The organism is Sphingomonas sp. AOB5 (assembly GCF_029433115.1).
GTDB lineage: Bacteria > Pseudomonadota > Alphaproteobacteria > Sphingomonadales > Sphingomonadaceae > Sphingomonas.
Map to the genome: position 1 here is coordinate 53,522 of NZ_JARNTV010000007.1, position 18,535 is coordinate 72,056.

General features: G+C 66.1%; 22 protein-coding genes. 11 read left to right on the forward strand and 11 right to left on the reverse strand.

Translation table 11 applies throughout. The features are described 5' to 3' along the window. Nucleotides 1-37 precede the first annotated feature (37 nt). A complete protein-coding gene (purL, locus tag P1X14_RS05185; RefSeq protein WP_277314251.1) occupies nucleotides 38-2,257 on the reverse strand; it encodes a phosphoribosylformylglycinamidine synthase subunit PurL in 2,220 nt (739 codons plus the stop codon). A 94-nt stretch (nucleotides 2,258-2,351) separates the two neighbouring features. On the opposite strand from purL, the gene P1X14_RS05190 reads away from it, so the two are divergent. Genes P1X14_RS05190 through P1X14_RS05200 form a run of 3 tightly spaced genes read left to right on the forward strand, consistent with a single transcriptional unit; the run spans nucleotide 2,352 to nucleotide 4,313 of the window. Further along, complete coding sequence (locus tag P1X14_RS05190; protein WP_277314252.1) at nucleotides 2,352-2,768, forward strand: diguanylate cyclase; 417 nt, start codon at nucleotides 2,352-2,354, stop codon at nucleotides 2,766-2,768. 53 nt (nucleotides 2,769-2,821) lie between these two features. Further along, complete coding sequence (locus tag P1X14_RS05195) at nucleotides 2,822-3,343, forward strand: hypothetical protein (RefSeq protein ID WP_277314253.1); 522 nt, start codon at nucleotides 2,822-2,824, stop codon at nucleotides 3,341-3,343. Then, entirely contained in the window at nucleotides 3,333-4,313 is a 981-nt protein-coding gene (locus P1X14_RS05200) for a hypothetical protein (protein WP_277314254.1), read from the forward strand. The genes P1X14_RS05195 and P1X14_RS05200 overlap by 11 nt, the downstream gene beginning before the upstream one ends. A 31-nt stretch (nucleotides 4,314-4,344) precedes the next feature. Here P1X14_RS05200 and P1X14_RS05205 read toward each other — a convergent pair whose 3' ends face one another. The 6 genes from P1X14_RS05205 to aroQ form a co-directional block, all read right to left on the reverse strand. Then, on the reverse strand, nucleotides 4,345-4,659 hold the full coding sequence (locus P1X14_RS05205) for a hypothetical protein (RefSeq protein ID WP_277314255.1): 315 nt from the start codon (nucleotides 4,657-4,659) through the stop codon (nucleotides 4,345-4,347). A gap of 126 nt (nucleotides 4,660-4,785) precedes the next feature. Then, nucleotides 4,786-5,124, reverse strand: a complete 339-nt coding sequence (gene arsC / locus P1X14_RS05210) for an arsenate reductase (glutaredoxin) (RefSeq protein WP_277314256.1) — start codon at nucleotides 5,122-5,124, stop codon at nucleotides 4,786-4,788. Nucleotides 5,125-5,127: 3 nt separating this feature from the next. Further along, complete coding sequence (locus P1X14_RS05215) at nucleotides 5,128-5,628, reverse strand: hypothetical protein (RefSeq protein ID WP_277314257.1); 501 nt, start codon at nucleotides 5,626-5,628, stop codon at nucleotides 5,128-5,130. 18 nt (nucleotides 5,629-5,646) lie between these two features. Next, nucleotides 5,647-6,999 (reverse strand): acetyl-CoA carboxylase biotin carboxylase subunit, encoded by a 1,353-nt coding sequence (gene accC / locus P1X14_RS05220; RefSeq protein ID WP_277314258.1) that lies wholly within the window; start codon nucleotides 6,997-6,999, stop codon nucleotides 5,647-5,649. Between the two features lie 4 nt (nucleotides 7,000-7,003). Continuing rightward, complete coding sequence (accB, locus tag P1X14_RS05225; protein ID WP_277314259.1) at nucleotides 7,004-7,492, reverse strand: acetyl-CoA carboxylase biotin carboxyl carrier protein; 489 nt, start codon at nucleotides 7,490-7,492, stop codon at nucleotides 7,004-7,006. A 34-nt stretch (nucleotides 7,493-7,526) separates the two neighbouring features. After that, complete coding sequence (gene aroQ, locus P1X14_RS05230; protein WP_277314260.1) at nucleotides 7,527-7,961, reverse strand: type II 3-dehydroquinate dehydratase; 435 nt, start codon at nucleotides 7,959-7,961, stop codon at nucleotides 7,527-7,529. A 100-nt stretch (nucleotides 7,962-8,061) separates the two neighbouring features. Between aroQ and thiS the strand changes: the two genes are divergently transcribed. Both thiS and P1X14_RS05240 read left to right on the forward strand, forming a co-directional pair. Then, nucleotides 8,062-9,063: a sulfur carrier protein ThiS gene (thiS, locus tag P1X14_RS05235; protein WP_277314261.1), complete on the forward strand. Its 1,002-nt coding sequence runs from the start codon at nucleotides 8,062-8,064 to the stop codon at nucleotides 9,061-9,063. Then, complete coding sequence (locus tag P1X14_RS05240) at nucleotides 9,063-9,827, forward strand: alpha/beta hydrolase (RefSeq protein WP_277314262.1); 765 nt, start codon at nucleotides 9,063-9,065, stop codon at nucleotides 9,825-9,827. Before thiS ends, P1X14_RS05240 begins: the two co-directional genes overlap by 1 nt. A 335-nt stretch (nucleotides 9,828-10,162) precedes the next feature. Here the strand turns inward: P1X14_RS05240 and P1X14_RS05245 are convergent, their stop codons facing one another. Continuing rightward, nucleotides 10,163-10,759, reverse strand: a complete 597-nt coding sequence (locus tag P1X14_RS05245; protein WP_277314263.1) for a class I SAM-dependent methyltransferase — start codon at nucleotides 10,757-10,759, stop codon at nucleotides 10,163-10,165. A gap of 91 nt (nucleotides 10,760-10,850) precedes the next feature. Here P1X14_RS05245 and P1X14_RS05250 point away from each other — a divergent pair, with 91 nt between their 5' ends. Together P1X14_RS05250 and P1X14_RS05255 are read left to right on the forward strand one after the other, a co-directional pair. After that, nucleotides 10,851-11,021, forward strand: coding sequence for a CsbD family protein (locus P1X14_RS05250; RefSeq protein WP_277314264.1), 171 nt, complete (start codon nucleotides 10,851-10,853; stop codon nucleotides 11,019-11,021). A gap of 144 nt (nucleotides 11,022-11,165) precedes the next feature. After that, nucleotides 11,166-11,510, forward strand: coding sequence for a helix-turn-helix domain-containing protein (locus P1X14_RS05255; RefSeq protein WP_277314265.1), 345 nt, complete (start codon nucleotides 11,166-11,168; stop codon nucleotides 11,508-11,510). 160 nt (nucleotides 11,511-11,670) lie between these two features. Here the strand turns inward: P1X14_RS05255 and P1X14_RS05260 are convergent, their stop codons facing one another. The 3 genes from P1X14_RS05260 to P1X14_RS05270 all read right to left on the reverse strand — a co-directional run bounded on the left by P1X14_RS05260 (nucleotide 11,671) and on the right by P1X14_RS05270 (nucleotide 15,177). Next, entirely contained in the window at nucleotides 11,671-13,326 is a 1,656-nt protein-coding gene (locus tag P1X14_RS05260) for a thiamine pyrophosphate-binding protein (protein WP_277314266.1), read from the reverse strand. A 27-nt stretch (nucleotides 13,327-13,353) separates the two neighbouring features. Next, a complete protein-coding gene (locus P1X14_RS05265) occupies nucleotides 13,354-14,220 on the reverse strand; it encodes an energy transducer TonB (protein WP_277314267.1) in 867 nt (288 codons plus the stop codon). Nucleotides 14,221-14,307: 87 nt separating this feature from the next. Beyond that, nucleotides 14,308-15,177 (reverse strand): hypothetical protein, encoded by an 870-nt coding sequence (locus tag P1X14_RS05270; protein ID WP_277314268.1) that lies wholly within the window; start codon nucleotides 15,175-15,177, stop codon nucleotides 14,308-14,310. Here P1X14_RS05270 and P1X14_RS05275 point away from each other — a divergent pair. The 4 genes from P1X14_RS05275 (at nucleotide 15,157) to P1X14_RS05290 (ending at nucleotide 18,524) form a co-directional block, all read left to right on the forward strand. Beyond that, the gene (locus tag P1X14_RS05275; protein WP_277314269.1) at nucleotides 15,157-15,894 is read left to right on the forward strand and encodes a glutathione S-transferase family protein; all 738 of its coding nucleotides are present in this window, start codon (nucleotides 15,157-15,159) and stop codon (nucleotides 15,892-15,894) included. The genes P1X14_RS05270 and P1X14_RS05275 overlap by 21 nt on opposite strands. Nucleotides 15,895-16,006: 112 nt before the next feature. Further along, nucleotides 16,007-16,714 (forward strand): CoA transferase subunit A, encoded by a 708-nt coding sequence (locus P1X14_RS05280; protein WP_277314270.1) that lies wholly within the window; start codon nucleotides 16,007-16,009, stop codon nucleotides 16,712-16,714. Continuing rightward, nucleotides 16,711-17,877 (forward strand): HAD family acid phosphatase, encoded by a 1,167-nt coding sequence (locus P1X14_RS05285; RefSeq protein WP_277314271.1) that lies wholly within the window; start codon nucleotides 16,711-16,713, stop codon nucleotides 17,875-17,877. The genes P1X14_RS05280 and P1X14_RS05285 overlap by 4 nt, the downstream gene beginning before the upstream one ends. Continuing rightward, a complete protein-coding gene (locus tag P1X14_RS05290) occupies nucleotides 17,877-18,524 on the forward strand; it encodes a CoA transferase subunit B (protein WP_277314272.1) in 648 nt (215 codons plus the stop codon). The genes P1X14_RS05285 and P1X14_RS05290 overlap by 1 nt, the downstream gene beginning before the upstream one ends. Nucleotides 18,525-18,535 lie beyond the last annotated feature (11 nt).

The following is an 18,535-nucleotide window of genomic DNA, read 5'->3' on the forward strand; positions in this document are numbered from 1 at the left end:
GACACCCTATCCCCTCCGCCATCCCGGCGAAAGGGCATCAAGCCAGCGCGGCGTCGTCGCCCATCAGCGCGGGGAAGAAGCCTTCGTGCGCGGCCCGCAGGTCGGCGATCGACACCGTCCAGTCGCCTTCGTCCAGCTCGAAGATCAGCCGGTCCTTGATGACGCGGCCCAGCGGATCGGCGGGGACGTCGGCGGCATGCGCGGCGGCCATGAAGTCCGCCAGGCAGGTGTCGCACACCGTGACGACGTACAGGCCCTGATCCTCGCCGAAGAAGCTGCCCGCCACGCCGAACGGCTGCGGCTCGTTGACCAGCACGCCAAGGTTCGACGCCAGCGCCATTTCGGCCAGCGTCACCGCGAGGCCACCGTCCGACACGTCGTGGCAGGCGGTGATCGAGCCGTTCTGGATCATCTTGCGGATGAAGTCGCCGGTGCGGCGCTCGGCGGCGAGATCGACCGGGGGCGGGGGGCCATCCTCGCGCCCATGGACTTCGCGCAGCCAGATCGATTGGCCGAGGTCGCCGCCGCGCTCGCCGATGGCGAGGACGGTGTCGCCCGGGTTCTTGAAGGCGATGGTCGCGGACTTGGTATAGTCCGCCATCAGACCGAGGCCGCCGATTGCCGGGGTGGGCAGGATCGCGGAGCCGCCGCCAGTGGCCTTCGACTCATTGTAGAGCGAGACGTTGCCCGACACGATCGGGAAGTCGAGCGCGATGCACGCCTGCGACATGCCATCGAGGCAGCCGACGATCTGGCCCATGATCTCCGGGCGCTGCGGGTTGGCGAAGTTGAGGCAGTTGGTCACCGCGAGCGGCGTCGCGCCGACACTGGTGAGGTTGCGCCATGCTTCGGCCACCGCCTGCTTCCCGCCCTCGACCGGATCGGCGAAGCAGTAGCGCGGCGTGCAATCGGTGGTGATCGCGAGGCCCTTTTGCGTGTCGTGCACGCGGACCACTGCGGCGTCGCCGCCTGGGCGCTGGACGGTGTCGGCGCCGACCATGTGGTCATATTGCTCCCAGATCCAGCGGCGGCTGGCGATGTCGGGCGAACCCATCAGCTTGACCAGATCGCCGCTCAGGTCGGTCGTCTCGGGCACATCGGTCAGCTCCGCGCGCTTGGGCGTGGGCACATGCGGGCGGTCGTAGAGCGGCGCTTCGTCGGCGAGCGGGGCGAGGGGGATATCGGCGACAGTATCGCCCTTCCACTTCAGCACCATTCGGCCGGTATCGGTGACATGGCCGATCACCGCGAAATCCAGTTCCCACTTCTCGAAGATCGCCTTGGCGAAAGCCTCGCGGCCGGGCTTGAGCACCATGAGCATGCGCTCCTGGCTCTCGCTCAGCATCATCTCGTAGGGCGTCATGCCGGTTTCGCGCTGGGGCACGTCGTCCATGATCAGCTCGATGCCGACACCGCCCTTGCTGGCCATCTCGACCGACGAGCTGGTGAGGCCAGCGGCGCCCATGTCCTGGATCGCGACGATGGCGTCGGAGGACATGAGTTCGAGGCAGGCTTCGATCAGCAGCTTCTCGGTGAAGGGGTCGCCGACCTGGACGGTGGGGCGCTTCTCCTCCGAATCCTCGCCGAAGTCCGCGCTCGCCATCGTGGCGCCATGGATGCCGTCGCGGCCGGTCTTGGAGCCGACATAGACGATCGGGTTCCCCACGCCGCTCGCGGCCGAATAGAAGATCTTGTCGGTATCGGCGACGCCGACGGTCATCGCGTTGACCAGAATGTTGCCGTCATAGGCGGGGTGGAAATTCACCTCGCCGCCCACGGTCGGCACGCCGACGCAATTGCCATAGCCGCCGATGCCATGGACCACGCCCGCGATCAGATGGCGCATCTTGGGATGATCGGGCCGGCCGAAGCGTAGCGCATTCATGTTCGCCACCGGGCGCGCGCCCATGGTGAACACGTCGCGCAGGATGCCGCCCACCCCGGTCGCTGCGCCCTGATAGGGCTCGATGTACGACGGGTGGTTGTGGCTCTCCATCTTGAAGATCGCCGCCTGACCGTCGCCGATATCGACCACGCCGGCATTCTCGCCCGGGCCGCAGATGACCTGCGGGCCGGTGGTCGGCAGCTTCTTCAGGTGGATGCGGCTCGACTTGTAGCTGCAATGCTCGGACCACATGACCGAGAAGATGCCGAGTTCGGTCAGGTTCGGCTCGCGCCCCATGGCGTGCAGGACGCGCTCATATTCCTCGGGGGACAGGCCGTGTTCGGCGACGATCTCGGGCGTGATCTGGCTCATGTCCGGTGCCCTTAGCGAGGGCCGCGGCGTTCGTCACCCCGTCTGGGCGATAACCGGTCGTTAACGACGCGAGAGGCAGTAGAGCGGCATGGGAATGTCGCTGCCTCGCAACCTGAACATTGCCACGCCGCGCTGGATCGCGCCCGGGCACGACGACCTGCCCGATCTTCCCGCCGGGCTGGCTTCGGCCTGGCGATGCGACCTATCCGACGAAAGCCTGACCTGGAGCGCCGGCGTGTTCGACCTGTTCGGCATTCCGCAGGGCGCGAAGGTCGATCGGCGCGAAGCGGTGGCGATGTATTGCGAGGAATCGCGCGGGCTGCTCGGGCGGCTTCGCTCTCACGCCATCGCGACGTGCGGCAGCTTCACCTTCGAGGCGCAGATCCGGCGGCTGAACGGCGAACTGCGGTGGATGCGCGTGACTGCGGACGTCGCCCTCAGCAATGGCCGCGCGCGCCACCTCTACGGCACGAAGCAGGACATCACCGCGGAGATGACCGCGGCCGGGTGACGGTCTTGGAACCCCGCCCCTCGGGTGTTAGCCTCGTTGTGGAGGCGATGCGGATGGGGTGGATCGAGGACAGGTTCCGGCGAAAGTTCGAACGACGCCCTGAGGGCTATCTGTATCGCCAGTCCGACCGCGAAGTGATCTTGACCCGCGAAGAGGTGGAGGATTTGGTCGCCGAGTGGCGGCGCTATTGGCACAGCCCGATCCTGTGGGGCGGCTGGATGTTGTTCGGTATCGTGTTGCCGTTCATCGCGATCACAGCCGATCTGGAACATCGCGATCTGGCGATCATCGCCGGCGGGTTGGCGAACGTCGTGCCGGTGGTGATGCTGGCCTATGCCTGGCGCGGGCCGACCGAACTGGCGTTCACGCGCCCGTCTGTCGGACCCGGGCGCGGTGCGACGGGGGTGATCACTGAGATAATCGGGTTCATGTTCGGATTGCTGCAGCTTGGCATGGTCGATGAGCGATCAGGCCTCTACCCATTACCGTATCTGACGTGGGGTCTTCTTTCGGCTTATACGGGGTTCCTCCTGCTCAAGCGGTTCATCCGGTGGCGGAAAGCGCGTGCGGCCTAGCCTGGCCAGCTTGCTGGCGCTCGGCCTGCTGGTGCTGGCATCGTGCCACGGCGGCGCAGCGACCGAGGCGCAACCCTCCCGATGGACCCGACTGACCGAGGCGGCGCCCTATCCGGGGTCCTATAATTTCCCGGTGCATGTCGCGGCGGATGGGCGCTTCGTGGCGCTTCATCCCGAAGGAAGCTGGTCGTCGCGTGACGGCGTGAACTGGACGCGGGAGGCGCTGGCGCCGGTTCCGGTCAACACCGCCTATATGCCGCTGATCCAGCATAAGGGCGCGGCATGGGCGCTGGGCGCGCATCGCGGCAATTATCAGGGCTTCACTATCGATCCGGTGATCCGGCGTACCAGCGGGGACTATCGCGCATGGGAGACGGTCGGGCGCTCGCCGACCTTGCCGAAGCTGGTGTTCATGGGCGCGGCAAGCTTCGACGGATCGATCTGGCTGCTGGGCGGGTTCGACGGCAAGGCCGAGAGTAACGCCGTGTGGCGCTCGGCCGACGGGATCGCTTGGGAGCGGGTTGCCGAACATGCGCCCTGGTCGCCGCGCGCAAAGCCTTCGGTGGTGGTGTTCCGCGACCGGCTCTGGGTGCTGGGCGGCGGCGCGATCGATGGGGCTCAGGCCAACGACGCCTGGTCGAGCGCGGACGGCGTGAACTGGACGCGCGAGACCGCGAGCATCGTCACCCCCGCGCCGACCGGTTTCACCGCGCAGGTGTTCGATCGCCGGCTCTGGCTGGTCGGCGCGAACCGCTCTGGCGAGTTCCGCAGCGAGATGCTGGTATCGGCGGACGGGCGGACATGGACCGCAGTCTCCGCACCATGGACCCCGCGCGGCGGCGTGGCGACATGGACCGATGGCAAGCGCATGTACCTGACCGGCGGGAAATATTCCTACCCGGTGAATGGCGAACCGAAATTCGTCTATTCCAACGATGTGTGGGCGATGGACGCCGGGGGCGAGCGATGACGGGCTGCCCCGCCATCGCCGCCGGTTCGTGTCAGGCGCAGTAGCCGAAGCCGATGCGTTCGTTCCCTTCGAACACCTCGCAATAATTATATTCGTACCAGGTATAGTCGCGGCCGGAGATCACGACCGGGTGCCACCGGTTCGGGCACACGCCGGCATAGGCGGCTTCGATACATTCGGCTTCGCTCACCAGACCGTAACTCTGCCAATTGGCATGGCAGTCTGTCGCTGCAGTGGCGAAGTAGCTGTCGCAGAAGGTTGATTCCTGCGCCAAGGCGGGTGCCGCGTTGGCCAGCGTCGCGGCGACGCCGAGGGTAGCGAAAACACTCTTCAGAATTTTAGCCATTATCCTCTCCATTCGGGGCTGAATGCCCCGGCGGAGACCATCTCACAAATCGGCGCGCAAAAGCGTTGAGCAACCGAAATGGATCAAAAACAGTTGGTTAGGGATGCGGCAAGGACGTTGCGGGCGTCAGAGGATCTCGCGCACCTTCTCGGGCGGGCGACCCAGCCGGACGCCCTTTCCGGTCTCGACCAGCGGGCGTTCGATCAGGATCGGATCGGCGATCATCGCGTCGAGGATCGCATCGTCGCTGGCGTCCTTCAGCGCCTTCGCACCGTCCTCCGCCTTGCGCAGCCCGTCGCGCGGGGTCATGCCCGCACGGGCGTACAGATCGGCCAGTTTGGCGCGGGTCGGCGGGGTCTTCAGATATTCGACCACCTCGACCTCGAGACCCGGCGTATCGTTCAGGATCGCGAGCGTCTCGCGGCTCTTGGAGCAGCGCGGATTGTGCCAGATCGTCGCTTTCATCGGTTACGCCTTCGGAACATAGCTGGCGGGAATTTTCGCCGGTTTGCAGGTGAGCGTGCCGTGGAACAGCGCGGTCATGGTCGTCGTGCCGATCATGTCGAATTTGGTGTCGAGCTTGCCCGTGCCGCGGTCCCAGTCGAACAGGGAAACACGGCGCCAGGTGGTTGCTTGCTCGCCTGTGCCGGTACGGGTGATCTCACCTGAGACGGTGATGCGGGTCGCGGAAAAGTCGCGCGTGCATCCGGCATCGATCCGGCAGACGTCCTCGAACTTCACCCCATCCAGGCCCATCCGCTCGACTGTCTTCGCGCCCTCGTCGATCACGTAAAGGACGCCGCTGGCCCTCGAGCTTGTCACCTGCGCGGGTGAGCCGGGCCGCTGCACCGTGGCAGTGTTGGTGCCGCTGCATGAAATCGCGAAGCGGCCCGCCTGTTGGACGGCCTGAGCGGAGGCGGGGCCTGCGATCACGCTGCCAAGCGCCAGTCCCAACACAGACTTTCGCATCACCCGCTCCCCCTTAGTTCAGCCTTCCTGCTTGGCCAGCCATTCCTCGAGCCACTTGATCGTATACGCGCCCTGCTGGAACTCGGGATCGTCGAGCAGTGCCTGATGCAGCGGGATGGTCGTCTTCATCCCCTCGATCACGAACTCCTCCAGGCTGCGGCGCAGGCGGCGCAGCGCGCCCTGACGCGTGGTGCCGTAAACGATCAGCTTGGCGATCATCGAGTCGTAGTAGGGAGGCACGCGATAGCCGGCATAGAGGCCGCTATCGACGCGGACGTTCATGCCGCCGGGGGCGTGATACTGTTTCACCGTGCCGGGCGAGGGGGCGAAGGTGCGCGGGTCCTCGGCATTGATGCGGCATTCGATGGCGTGGCCGCGGAACTGCACGTCCTGCTGGCGCAGCGTCAGGCCGTGCCCCTCGGCAACGCGGATCTGCTCGCGGACCAGGTCGAGGCCGGTGATCGCTTCGGTCACCGGATGCTCCACCTGCAGGCGGGTGTTCATCTCGATGAAGTAGAACTCGCCATCCTCCCACAGGAACTCGATCGTGCCCGCGCCGCGATAGCCCATATCGGCCATCGCCTTGGCGCAGATGCCGCCGATGCGCTCGCGCTCCTCGGCCGACAGGATCGGCGAGGGGGCTTCCTCCAGCACCTTCTGGTGGCGCCGCTGCAGCGAGCAGTCGCGCTCGCCCAGATGGATCGCATTGCCTTCGCCGTCGCCGAAGACCTGGATCTCGATATGGCGCGGATTGCCGAGATATTTTTCGAGATAGACGGTGGCGTCGCCGAAGGCCGCTTTGGCTTCGGAGCCCGCCTGCAGCATCTGGGTCTCGAGCTCGGCGGGGTCATGGACCACCTTCATGCCGCGCCCGCCGCCGCCCGATGCGGCCTTGATGATCACCGGATAGCCGGCCTTCTCGGCGATCGCCTTGGCTTCGTCGACATCGCTGATCGCGCCGTCCGAACCGGGGACCAGCGGCAGGCCGAGTGCGCCAGCGGTGCGCTTCGCCTCGATCTTGTCGCCCATGGTGCGGATATGCTCGGGCTTCGGCCCGACGAAGATGATGCCGTGCGCCTCGACGATCTCGGCGAACTTGGCGTTCTCGCTCAGGAAGCCGTAACCCGGATGGATCGCATCCGCGCCCGAGATTTCGGCAGCGGAAATGATCGCGGGGATGTTGAGATAGCTGTCGGTCGCGCTGGGCGGCCCGATGCAGATCGCTTCGTCGGCCAGACGGACATGCATCGCCTCGGTATCGGCGGTGGAGTGCACCGCGACGGTCTTGATGCCCATTTCGTGACATGCACGATGGATGCGCAGCGCGATCTCGCCGCGATTGGCGATCAGCAGCTTCTCGATCTTTTTCATGGGGTTACTCGACCACCACGAGTGGCTGGTCATACTCGACCGGCTGCTTGTCCTGAACCAGGATCGCGGTGACCGTGCCGGCGGCAGGGGCGGTGATCGGGTTCATCGTCTTCATCGCTTCGATGATCAGCAGCGTGTCGCCGGCCTTCACCTTCTGGCCCACGCTGACGAATGCCGGGGCTTCCGGATTCGCAGCGAGATAGGCGGTGCCGACCATCGGCGACTTGACCGCGTTCGCGGCGCTGGGCGCAGCGGCAGGCGCTTCGGCCGGAGCAGCAGCGGCGGGTGCTGCAACCGCAACCGGCGCGGGCGCGGCGGCGACCGGTGCGGCGGCCTGAACCACCTGCTGCGCGGCCTTGCGTGCGACCCGGATGCGGCGTTCGCCGTCCTCGACTTCGATTTCGGTCAGCTGGGTCTCGTCGAGCACGGCAGCCAACTGGCGCACGATTTCGATATCGACCTGCATCGCGCCCGTATTGTTCTTATCGGTCATTTCGACTCTTCTTTCGATGAAACCGCGCCCTCTGTCAGAGTCCTGCGGCTGCTTCAAGCGCAAGCATGTAGGATAGCGCCCCGAAACCCGCGATGGTTCCCTTGGCGGCCATGCCGACATAGCTATGGTGGCGGAATTCCTCCCGCGTGTGCGGGTTGGAAAGGTGGACTTCGATAACGGGCGTCCTGATCGCCCGGATCGCATCGTAGAGCGCGACGCTGGTATGGGTGAACGCGCCGGCATTGAGCAGGATCGCCTTGGCCTCACGCGCCTGCGCCTCGTGCATCCAGTCGATCAGATGCCCTTCGTGATTCGACTGGCGCAGGTCGATTTCCAGACCGAGCTGCTTCGCCCGGTCTTCCATCCGCCCGGCAATGTCGTCGAGCGTGTCGTGGCCGTAAATCTCCGGCTCGCGCAGGCCCAGCAGATTCAGGTTCGGGCCGTTGAGCACGTAGATCAGGCCGGCCATTGTTCCCCTTTCCGGTTGCGATGGGCGCGCCTTTCGGTTGCGGCGTGCGCGTGCGCCTCCCTATATGAGCGCGTCCCAGCGATCAAATCGGATTCCCCTAGTGCACACTGACGGCACCGTCTCCATCACCGTAAATGGCGAGCACAAGCGCGTCACCGCGGGCCTCAACCTGCTTCAGCTTGCCGAAGAGCTGGGCCTCGTCCCCGAAAAGCTGGCGGTGGAGCGCAACCTCGAAGTGGTGCCGCGCTCGACGCTGGGCGATGTGATCGTCGAGGATGGCGACGAGCTTGAGATCGTGCACTTTGTCGGCGGCGGCGATCACGGCAAGGTCGATGACGACAGCTGGAGCGTGGCAGGCAAGACCTTCCGCTCGCGCCTGATCGTCGGCACCGGCAAGTACAAGGATTTCGAACAGAACGCCGCCGCGGTCGCGGCTTCGGGCGCGGAGATCGTGACCGTCGCGGTGCGCCGGGTGAACGTCAGCGATCCGAACGCGCCGATGCTGACCGACTATATCGATCCCAAGAAGATCACTTACCTACCCAACACCGCGGGCTGCTTCGATGCCGAGTCGGCGATCCGCACCCTGCGCCTCGCGCGCGAGGCGGGGGGCTGGGAGCTGGTGAAGCTCGAAGTGCTGGGCGAAGCGCGGACGCTGTATCCCGATATGGTCGAGACGCTGCGCGCGACCGAGATTCTGGCCAAGGAGGGTTTCCTCCCCATGGTCTATTGCGTCGACGATCCCATCGCGGCGAAGCGGCTGGAGGATGTCGGTGCGGTGGCGATCATGCCGCTGGGTGCGCCCATCGGATCCGGCCTTGGCATCCAGAACCAGGTGACGATCCGCCTGATCGTCGAGGGCGCGAAAGTGCCGGTGCTGGTCGATGCCGGTGTCGGCAGCGCGAGCGACGCGGCGGTGGCGATGGAGCTGGGCTGCGACGGCGTGCTGATGAACACCGCGATCGCCGAAGCCAAGGACCCGATCCTGATGGCCGCGGCGATGAAGGCGGCGGTCGAGGCCGGGCGGCTTTCCTATCGCGCGGGCCGGATGGGCAAGCGCCGCTATGCCGATCCCAGCAGCCCGCTGGCCGGGCTGATCTGATGCGGGGGCTGGCGCTGTTGCTGGGCGCAGCACTTGCGCTGGGCGGCTGCGGCGGCGCGGTGAAACAACCGGCCAAGGCGGAGGCCGATGTCCGGCTGGAGACGCTGCAGCTCAAGGCGGCGGACGGCGTCGCGGTGTATGGCACCTATGTCGAGCCGGCCGATCCGCATGCGGTGATCCTGCTGTTCCATCAGGCGGGATCGGGGCAGGGCGAATATGCCACCATCGTGCCGCGGCTGACGGCCGAGGGCTATGCGGTGCTCACCATCGACCAGCGTTCGGGCGGCGACATGTTCGGCGGCAACTGGACGGTAAAGGCGCTGGGGCGCGAAGCGGGCTATCTCGACGCGCGCAAGGATCTGGAAGCGGCGCTCGCCTGGGCACAGGCGAAGAAGCGACCGGTGATCCTGTGGGGCAGCAGCTATTCGGCGTCGCTGGCCTTTCTGGTCGCGGCGGACCATCCGGGGCAGGTCGCGGGTTTGCTGGCCTTCTCGCCGGACGAATATTTCGAGGGCAAGCCGAGTGTCGGCGATGCCGCGAAGAAGCTGACCATCCCCGTCTTCGTCACCTCGTCGCAGGAGCCGGATGAGATCGCGGCGGCCAAGGCGCTGATCGACGCGGTGCCATCGCCGGCCAAACGCCAGTTCATGCCGACACAGGGCGGCGTCCATGGCTCGTCGATCCTGATCGCGAAGCGCAATCCGCAGGGCGCGGACGCAGCCTGGGCGGCGGTGATGCCCTTCCTGCGAGGGATCGCGCGGTAGCCTATTTAATCCTCCCCCGGGAGGGGGAGGGGGACCGCGAAGCGGTGGAGGGGGCTGCCGCAGGCGATATCGCTTGGGGCGCTCCCCCTCCGTCAGGCTGCGCCTGCCACCTCCCCCTCCGGGGGAGGAGTTGGCATGCTTGCAATGTAGGATTTCCGCTGCTGCACTCCGCGTGCCGGGGCCACCGTCCGGCCGCTCTTTGACATGCCGCAGCCTCGGGCAAAAATTCACCCAGGAAGGGTAAAATCCAACAGCGAAACCGCCGCGCTCGCGAAACGCTATGGCAGTGTGACTCTTGTGACTCTTGCTACCCCGATGGGGTAATCGCGAAAGCCTCAGGCGAACTTGCGCACCAGCCAGACGGTGCGGCCGCCGGTCGCGGTGTCCTCCGGCTTGTGCGCCACCACGGTCATCCCGTTCGCTTCGAGCAGGCGGAGATATTCCAGCGGGTCGAGGCTGGCGTGATAGAGTTCCTCGCCGAATTGCTCGCCGATCGCGGTGCCGTGCTCCGGGCCCGAGTTGAACAGGAACATGCCCTTCGGTTCGAGCCAGCGGCCGACCTTCTCGATCATCTCGGCCTGGCTCTGATGATCGAGGTGGAACAGGCTGTCCCAGGCGAGGATGCCGGCAAATTGCCGTCCCAGCGCAACCTTGCGCATGTCCGAGCGGACCCAGACATGGCGGCCGAATCGGGTGCGCGACAGCCCGATCATCTTTTCCGAGACATCGACGCCGGTGACCTGATGGCCATGGTCGATCATGTATCGCGCCACTGGTTCGCCGGCACCGCAGCCAAGGTCGAGAATATGTCCGCCCTTGGCGACGCCGATCAGGAAGCGATCGAGCCAGCCGCGCTCGCTGAACGCCTTGCGCCGGGCATAGTCGAAGGCATGCGCATGGCGCTCATAATGTTCGGCGATCCGATCGGGCATCCTGCCTCATCCTCTCGCTCGCCACGGAACCTCTTCTTCCGTCGATCCGTTTGAAACGATGACGGAATTTTCCGCAGCAAGGAGCGCCATCATGGGTGAACTCGTCGACAAGATCAAAGGCAATGTGAACGAAGCCATCGGCAAGGCGAAGCAGCACAGCGACGATCCCGAGACGCGGGACGAAGGTGTGGCCCAGGAAATCAAGGGCAAGGCTCAGCAGACGATCGGCAAGGTCAAGGGTGCGCTGGGCGACGATATCTGATCGTCCCCGCGAGGAGAGGAAAGGGCCGTTTTGGGTAAGACCGGAACGGCCCTTTTGCTTGTGCGCTTGACCTCATCGCTCAGAGGCGTTCTCTGAAAGCTTCATCGATTCGCAGATGAATCGAACCTCTGGGGGGAGGACGCGTTGCCGGGCAGATTCGCCATCTCAGACGAAGCCGTGCTGCCATTCGCGCGCGGCCAGTTGAAGCTAGCGCCGCGCGGCCCGCTGGGGCCTGCGCTGAAGGCAGCGCGCGAGGCGATGCGGCTCTCCCTCAACGAACTGTCCAACGCGACGCGGATCAGTGTGCCCTATCTGGCTGCCCTGGAGGAAGGGCGATACGACGCGTTTGCCGGCATGATCTACGCCACCGGCTTCACCCGCGCCTATGCCCGCGAAGTCGGCGTGCCCGAGGACTGGGCGCTGAAGGTCCTGCGCGAGGAAGTGACGCAGGCCCGCCCCGAATGGCGCCGCTCCGGCTGGGTCACGTAAAGCTGTCGAAATTATAAATCCTCCCCCGGAGGGGGAGGGGGACCGCGAAGCGGTGGAGGGGGCTGCCGCAGGCGATATCGCTTGGGGCGTTCCCTCTCCGTCAGGCTTCGCCTGCCACCTCCCCCTCCGGGGGAGGTTTTAATGTGGATGCCGGCCGGTCCTAGCGGTTCCGGATCGCGGTGATCGTGGTCGCTGCGGTGATGATCTCCACATCGGTCTTGAGGTGCAGCAGGCGCAGGCCGGTCTGTGCCATGGCGCGTTCCAGCGCCGGGGCGAAATCCTCGGTCCGCTCCACCGTCTCGGCCCAGCCGCCATAGGCGCGGCCCAGCGCGGCGAAGTCGGGATTGTGCAGTGTCGTGCCGCTCAGACGCGCCGGATATTCGCGCTCCTGATGCATGCGGATCGTGCCATAGGCGCTGTTGTCGATCACCAGCACCAGCAGGTTCGCGCCGTGCTGGACGGCAGTGGCCATCTCCTGCCCGTTCATCATGAAGTCGCCGTCACCGGCCAGCGCGACCACCATCCGCTCCGGCGAGCGCAGGGCGGCTGCGACCGCGGCGGGGACGCCATAGCCCATCGCGCCTGCGGTCGGGGCGAGCTGGGATGGGTAAGCGGCATAGGGCCAGTAGCGGTGCCACCAGCTGCTGAAATTACCCGCGCCGTTGCAGATGATCGTATCGGCCGGAAGCCGCTCGCGCATCGCCACGACGCACTGGCCCAGATCGAACGGCACGTCGCGCGGTTTGGGGGTGTTCCACTCGACCCATTCCGCATTCGCTTCCGCAGCGGCAAAGGTCGGCAGGTCCTCTTCCTCTTCGGTTGCCGCCGCGACAGCCACGGCGAACTCGAACGGGCGCGCGCAGATCGGCAGGTCGGCCAGATAGACGCGGTTCAGTTCGTTCGGGTCGGGATGGACATGGATCAGCTTCTGGCCGGGATGATCCGGCGTGATCAGCGTGTAGCCGTCTGTGGTCGCCTCACCCAGCCGTGCGCCGACGACCAGCAGCAGATCGGCATCCTTGATCCGCTGCACCAGCTTCGGATTGGGGCCATAGCCAAGATTGCCCGCCCAGACGGGCGAGCTGTTCGGGATCGAATCCTGACGGCGAAACGCGCCGGCGACGGGCAGGCCGATCCGCTCGGCGAAGCGCGCGAAGTCCTCGCCGGTCTCGGCATCCCAGCCCGCGCCGCCGACAATGGCGATCGGGCGTTCGGCAGCATCGAGCAGGTCGAACATCTGGTCGAGATCGAACGGATTGGGGCTTTGCAGCGCAGGCGCCACCTCGGGGCGGTCCACGGCCTCGACCACGTCGCACAGCATGTCCTCGGGCAGGGCGACGACCACCGGGCCGGGGCGGCCGGACTGGGCGACGTTCCAGGCGCGCGCGACATATTCGGGGATGCGCGCGGCATCCTCGATCCGGGTGGCCCATTTGCAGATCGGGCCGAAAAATGCCGGGAAGTCGACTTCCTGGAATCCTTCGCGGTCGCGCATGCCGCGGTCGACGTCGCCGATGAACAGGATCATCGGGATCGAATCCTGCATCGCGACATGCACGCCGATGCTGGCATTGGTCGCGCCGGGGCCGCGGGTGACGAAGGCCACGCCGGGCTTGCCGGTCATCGCGCCGTCGGCACAGGCCATAAAGCCGACCCCGCCTTCCTGACGGCAGGTCACCACGTCGATCGCGGGCACGTCGTGCAGCGCGTCGAGCACGGCGAGGAAGCTCTCGCCCGGAACGTGGAAGATGCGGTCGCAGCCCTGAGCCACGAGATTGTCGACGAGGATCCGTCCCCCGGTACGCTTTTCGGTCATGCCGCGTGTGTAGCCGCGACTTGCCGATCAACCAACCGGGTCGGGCGCTTTTGTCGGCGGCGGGGGCGGACGGTTGCCCGGCAGCCTCCATTCGAACCGCAGGGTTCTGGTCTCTTCGGTCGGATTGCCGTCGGCATCCAGCGCGGGCTTGAAGCGGGCGCGCGCGGAAAGGATGCTGCACGCCGTATTGTCGAGCAGCGCAGATCCGCTGGTCCCGATGATCGCGCAATTGCTGATCAGGCCCTTCGCCGAAATGGTGAAGGACATGGTGGTGATCCCCTGTTGCTCCGCGCGCAGGGCGGCGGGGGGATAATCGTCATTGGTGACCACTGGCCGATCCATGTCCGCTATGGCCTTGGTCGCCACCGGCTTGCCCGAGCCGGGATCGACGCGGCTCAGTTCGACCGCACAGCGATGCCGGAGCGAACCGCTGGCGGGCGCGTCGAAGGTAACCAGCGGTTTCTCGTCCGCCCCCAGATGCAGGGCGATGTTCGCGCCGCGATAGGCATCCCTTAGCTGGGCATAGGGCAGCGAGACGGACAGGCCGCTCCTGCCTCTGGCGTCCCGAAGGGATCGAGCCTGCGCAGGCATCACGAGCCCTTCACTGGCGGAGTAGAAGCTGGGTATCAGCCGAACCTCGTGGCTGGCATTTTCGGGAAACTGCCACTTCCCGGCATAGGCGCTCATCGTGACCAGACCCGTCACGTCTTCGCGGATGACGGTATCGACCCCCGGTTCGAGCGAGCTGGTGTATTTCTGCAGGCAGCCTGTCGCGTCGCGATAGACGATCGGCAGGTCGGGGCTGCCGTACCGTGACCATTCGATCTCTTGCGCTGCGGCGGGAAGGGCTGCCACGCAGCAGGTCACGGCCAGGATGAAGCGCAGGCAGGTCATGGCAGGATCATCGCCCGGCACCCGCGGGAGCGTCAATCCGCCTATTTGACCGGGGGCGACGGGGGCAGTTCCCAGATCACGCCATGCTCAACCCAGTCCTGCGTGGCATTGCCGTCTGCGTCGAGCGCCGCGGTGAAGCGGCCGCGGCGCAGGAAAAGACTGCAGGCAGTGGTGTCCAGAATGAGCGCACCGCTCGATTCGATCACCTCGCAATCGCTGACCATGCCGCGCGCGGAGATGGTGAGGCGCAGGCCGCTGCGGCTCCTGCTCGGCGCGCAGCGCGGCGGCGGGGTAATCGTCGTTGGTGAACCATGTGTTGATCCCGACGCCGCCGCGTGGGGCGGCGCGGATTATGGCGGGCTTGCCCGAGCCAGGATCGGCGCGGGTCAGTCCGCTGACGCAGCGGGACAGCGGTGTGACGTGCCGGCCCATTGCCTGCAACGGCGGGGCCAGATCGCGACCGGATGCGACGTCATGGACGTACATGCGCTGGTATCGGGCAAAGCGGCTCAACTCCCCGGCCGTGAGCGGAAGTGAAAAGCCGTGCCACCCGCGGGCATCGCGCAGCCCGGTGGCGTTCCCCTTGATGAGCACCAGCTTGTTCGCGCGGGGGAGCGCTCCGTAAAGGCTCTCGAAGCCCCATAGCCAGACCGGATAGTTGCGGCCCTCGGCTTGGTTCCAGCCATCGCTGCTGACCCGCAGCGCGTAATTGCCGTCCCGGTCCTGCCGCAGATCGACAGAGATCGCGCCGTCCTCGAACCGCACGCTGCAGCCGGTCGCGTCGCGCAGGATCGGCGTGCCGGGCCAGCCGTTCCACGGCACCTGCGCCGCCGCAGGTGCGGCAGCCGCAAGCGCGATTGCGGTCAGCGAGTGTCGCCATGCGATCATCGCCGGATTATGCCCGTATCCGGAGAGGATAAAAAGGCGGGGAACCCCATGCTCATCATCGGCAATCACGTGTCGCCTTATGCGCGCAAGGTGCTGGTCGCGCTCGACATCAAGGGGGTGGATCACGAGATCGATCCGATCGTCCCCTTTTACGGCACCGATGCGTTCACGCGGATCAGCCCGCTGCGCCGGATCCCGGTGCTGATCGATGGCGATCTGGTGCTCAACGATTCGACCGTGATCTGCGAATATCTGGACGAGATGTATCCCGATCCGCCGCTGATGCCGCGTTCGCCCGCGGACCGGGCACGCGCGCGGTGGATGGAGGAATATGCTGACAGCCGGCTGGGCGACCTGATGATCTGGCGGCTCTTCTATGCCCGGATCGTCGGTCCGCGCGTGTTCAAGACGGTGCCCGACGAGGCGGCCATCGCGAAGGTGACCGATGTCGATCTGCCCGATGCGCTGGACTGGATCGAGGAACGGGCGCCGGCGCAGGATTTCCTGTTCGGGCATCTGTGCATCGCGGACATCACCTATGCGGCATTCTTCCGCAACGCACTGCTGGCAGGCTGGACGATCGATGCGGCGCGCTGGCCGAAGACCGCGGCGTGGATCGCGCGGGTCGAAGCGGTGCCGGCCTTTGCGCGAAGCATTCGATACGAACAGGCAATCGTCGGCGCGCGCAGCCATGAACGGCCGGAAGCGCTGCGGGCAGCCGGCGCCCGGGTGAGCGAGGCCAGTGTCGGCGGCACGGTGCCTGCCAGCAGCATCATGCTTGGATGACGGATAAGGAGAGGATCGGCATGCGGGATAGCAAAGTTGAATCGCTATTCAGGTTGACCGCCGCCGCGCGGCGCGACTATCGCGAGCGCCGGTTCCAGCGGAGAGTCGTGCCATGAAGAAGCTCTATCCCAACGCAGAAGCAGCGCTGGAAGGAGTGCTGTTCGACGGCATGACCATCTGTGCAGGCGGGTTCGGCCTGTGCGGCATTCCCGAGCGGCTGATCGATGCGATCCAGGCTGCGGGTACGAAGGACCTGACCATCGCCAGCAACAATGCCGGCATCGATGGCGAGGGCCTGGGGAAGCTCCTCCGGAGCAGGCAGGTCAAGAAGATGATCTCCTCCTATGTCGGCGAGAACAAGGAGTTCGAGCGGCAGTATCTGGCGGGCGAGCTCGAAGTGGAATTCTGCCCCCAGGGCACGCTGGCCGAGCGCTGCCGCGCGGGCGGGGCGGGCATTCCGGGCTTCTACACCAAGACCGGCGTCGGCACGCAGGTGGCCGAGGGCAAGGAAGTGAAGGTCTTCGACGGCGAGGAGTTCATCCTCGAGCGCGGCATCCGCAGCGACCTGTCGATCATCAAGGGCTGGAAGGCCGATGAGAGCGGCAACCTGATCTTCCGCAAGACCGCGCGCAACTTCAACCAGCCGATGGCGACCGCAGGCCGCATCTGCGTCGCCGAGGTCGAGGAAGTGGTGCCGGTCGGCAGCCTGGATCCCGACACGATCCACCTGCCGGGCATCTATGTGAAGCGGATGATCATCGGCAGCCCGTACGACAAGAAGATCGAGTTCCGCATGACCCGGCAGCGCGAGACGGCATGATGCGCCGCTTCGCCGCGATCGGCGTGGCGCTGGCCTCCGCGACGACCCTTTCGGGGTGCATCGCGGCGGTGGCGGCGATTCCGCTGGCCGCGGGCGGCGTGATGGTCCGCAAGCAGGTGAGCGGCAGCGACGAGCGTGAGCAGGAACGTGCCGCGCCTGCGCCGTCGCCGACGCCCGCAGCGGCCGGTGAACCCAATTCGAAAGTCGAACCGTTCCGCATCGTCGGCGTGGTCAACGGACCGATGCCGGGGCCGGGCGGTGTCGCGCCAGTGCCCGGTCAGCCCCAGCCGGGCAAGCCGCCCGCGGGGATGCAGTATCTCTACGGCTCGGGCGAAGGCGCTGCGATCAGCATCCAAGCCTATCAGGCGCTGTGGCGCTATGTCTCGGACCGGGTGGCCGATCGCAAGGCGGGTCTCGACATTCGCGGCGTGGTGTTGTCACCCGAAGGGTCGCTCGAGGTTCCCAAGTTCGTTGCGTGCGGCAAGAAGCCGCTCGCGGTGATCTTCGATGTCGACGAGACGGTGATGCTCAATCTCGGCTTCGAGGCCGACGATGCGATGCGCGGGACCGGCTATGACGATGCGCGCTGGCGCCGCTGGGAGCAGACCGGCGCCGAGAAGGTCGCGCCGGTGCCGGGTGCGGTCGAGACGCTGGAGGGCATGCGTCGCGCGGGCGTGACGATCGTGTTCAACACAAACCGTTCCGAGGCGAACGCCGCGCACACCATTGCCGCGCTGGAAGCCGCCGGGCTGGGCAGCGCGAAGCTGGGCGAGACGCTGTGGCTGCGCGGCGAGGGGCCGGGGCGCAGCGGCAAGGATGGGCGCCGCTGGGAAATCGCGGCGAAATATTGCGTTATCGCGCAGGTCGGCGACCAGCTTGGCGACTTTACCGACCTGTTCAATCCCGGTGGCGTGCCGGTGCCGATCCGCCGTAACATGGCGAGCCAGACGCTGATCTCCGCCATGTGGGGATCGGGCTGGTTCCTGCTGCCGAACCCGGTCTATGGCACCGGGCTGCACGGCGGCGTCGACGATATCTTCCCGGCGGACAAGCGCTGGACCGATCCCGGCGAGGCGCCTGCGCCTGCCGCCACTCCCGAACCGGCCCCCGCGGCCGCACCCGCCAGCAACGCCGCGCCTGCCGGCAAGGAAGGACTGAACTGATGCCGTGGACCCGCGACGAAATGGCTGCCCGCGCTGCCCGCGAACTGCAGGACGGTTTCTATGTGAATCTGGGCATCGGCATCCCCACGCTGGTGGCGAACCATATCCCGGAGGGCGTCGAAGTGACGCTGCAGTCCGAGAATGGGATGCTGGGCATCGGGCCGTTTCCCTATGACGACGAAGTCGATCCCGACCTGATCAATGCCGGCAAGCAGACGATCAGCGAGCTGCCGCAATCCGCCTATTTCGGATCGGAGCAGAGCTTCGCCATGATCCGCGGCGGGCATATCGATTTGACCGTGCTGGGCGCGATGGAGATCAGCGAGACCGGCGACATCGCCAACTGGATGATCCCCGGCAAGATGATCAAGGGCATGGGCGGCGCGATGGATCTGGTCGCGGGCGTGAAGAAGATCATCGTGGTGATGGAGCACACCAGCAAGAACGGCGATCCCAAGTTCATCCCGAGTTGCACCCTGCCGCTGACCGGCAAGAATGTGGTCGACATGATCATCACCGATCTGGCGGTGTTCCAGCGGCCCGATCACAACTCGCCCTTCCGCCTGATCGAGATCGCGCCGGGCGTGACCGCCGAGGAAGTCGCGGCGAAGACTACCGCGAATTACGAAGCGCTGGCGACCGCCTGACCGGGAGGGGC